1 protein-coding gene is annotated in these 1,497 nt (G+C 44.7%); it reads right to left on the bottom strand.

The genetic code is table 11. The features are described from left to right. Window positions 1–50: 50 nt before the first annotated feature. Window positions 51–1,373, bottom strand: coding sequence for a beta strand repeat-containing protein (locus ACP2WE_RS25965; RefSeq protein ID WP_425218413.1), 1,323 nt, complete (start codon window positions 1,371–1,373; stop codon window positions 51–53). Window positions 1,374–1,497 lie beyond the last annotated feature (124 nt).

Genomic DNA, 1,497 nt, shown 5'->3' with positions numbered 1-1,497 from the left:
TTGGAGTTTCTGGAAAATCATTATTGTCAATGTCAATTTTGGTTAATTGATCATTGCTCTTTTGGCAGTTTGTGCCAAGCACCTGCTGCCTTTTTTTCTTTTTCTAGTCCAAAGTCCAGAATATAAGCATCCCCAGCAATACCAATACCAGTTCCATTTACATTTGACTTAATTACCAGAGCTTCAATATCATTTACAGCATTCAGTTTCACACTTCCTGCATTTCCATTATTATTTGCCCAAGCATCAATATTCCCTACCTTGATCCCATTTCCTACCAATATCCCTAAATTCGCATCAAAGCGAACATTCCCAGCATTACCAGTTAGAGAAGTCGTCGTGACATTTCCTGCTTCAATAGCACCACTAGCCTCAAGCGTTACCTTACCACCATTCCAAACACCCGTTATCTCTTCACGAGATCTAGCAAATATATCTCCCACCTTAATATCCTTCGCCGCCCTCAGCGTCACATTCCCCGCATTGCCACCCGAAAGCGAAGTCGCCGAGATCTCCAAATTGTTCGTATCAATGCCACCATTCACACTGGTCAGCCTAATGTTATTCGCATCCCCACCAAAAGCACTAGCATAGATAGTTGTCGTCGTGATATCTCCATTCGCCTCAACGATCACCTCACCCGCCTTACCAAAGCTTGCATAGGTATTAATTTCACCCACAGCAATAGTCTGATTTGCCGTGAGCGTCACCTTCCCGCCAGTACCATTGATCGCATAAGTCGAAACCTGCCCACCATTCATATCAATCTTGCCAGACTGACTCGTAACTTTGACAGTTCCACCCGATCCAACGTTATTCGATTGAGCCTGAATGCCATTCGTGACAATATCTCCATTCGCAGTCAGCGTTACCGCTCCCGCATTTCCATCCGCCGCAGAGACGATCGCACCTGTTGTAATCTCATTCGTCGCCACGATCGCAATCTTGCCACTATTTCCCTGAGTAGAACTAGTATTCAGATCTTGGGTAGTTACACCCAGCGCAGCTTTAAGAATGATACTGTTCCCATCCCCTTGAATAGCCCCTGACGACAGATTATTGGTTTCAATTCCCCCAGCCGTAGTGGTTAAATTGATGATTCCCCCCTTACCGCTCAGCGTAGAATTAGCCTCAATATCACCCACCTTGATATCATTTACAGCCGTAATGGAAACATTGCCAGCAATCCCGCCAGACTTAGTGCTCAGGTTCTGGGTGGTAATGCCCAACGCAGAGTTAAGAACGATGTTGTTCCCATCACCCTGAACAGAACCCGCCGACAAATTTTTAACTTCAATTTTACCAGTCGTCGTGGTTAAACTGATTCTTCCTGCCTTACCACTGACCGTTGAGCCAGAATCAATATCACCCACCTTATACCAATTTAAAGGCGTAGGATAACAGATAGACTAAACTAGAGAAAAAAGTATAAAGGCAGAAGTAAGATGGCAGGGAAAACAGCGATCGTCATCAAAGAAACAGAACAAGAACTAGCAG

The sequence above is a fragment of the Tumidithrix helvetica PCC 7403 genome (genome assembly GCF_965232925.1).
GTDB classification, from domain to species: Bacteria; Cyanobacteriota; Cyanobacteriia; order Pseudanabaenales; family Pseudanabaenaceae; genus Tumidithrix; species Tumidithrix helvetica.
This window is presented reverse-complemented; position numbering and strand designations above follow the sequence as displayed.